Source organism: Pseudomonas sp. HY2-MNA-CIBAN-0224 (assembly GCF_040310285.1).
Taxonomy (GTDB): Bacteria; Pseudomonadota; Gammaproteobacteria; order Pseudomonadales; family Pseudomonadaceae; genus Aquipseudomonas; species Aquipseudomonas helleri.
Genome location: NZ_JBEOPQ010000562.1, coordinates 1 through 268 on the forward strand (window position 1 = coordinate 1; position 268 = coordinate 268).

Consider the following 268-nt stretch of genomic DNA (forward strand, 5'->3'; position numbering starts at 1 on the left):
CGCGATCACTGGTAAGCCGATTAAGTTCTTAGGTCGCGGTGAAAAACTAGACGCGCTAGAGCTGTTCCATCCGGAGCGTATCGCCCAGCGTATTCTTGGCATGGGTGACGTCTTAAGCCTAGTCGAAGAAGTTGAACAAAAAATCGATCGTGATAAAGCCGAAAAAATGGCGAAAAAGATGCAAAAGGGCGGCGAGTTCGACCTTGAAGATCTCTTGACTCAGTTCCAACAAATGAAAAGTATGGGCGGTATGGCAGGCTTTTTGGAT

At 47.4% G+C, this 268-nt stretch carries 1 pseudogene; it reads left to right on the forward strand.

The annotated features are described in order from the left end of the window. Positions 1-268, forward strand: a pseudogene (locus tag AAEZ03_RS27580) (signal recognition particle protein); the annotation flags it as partial.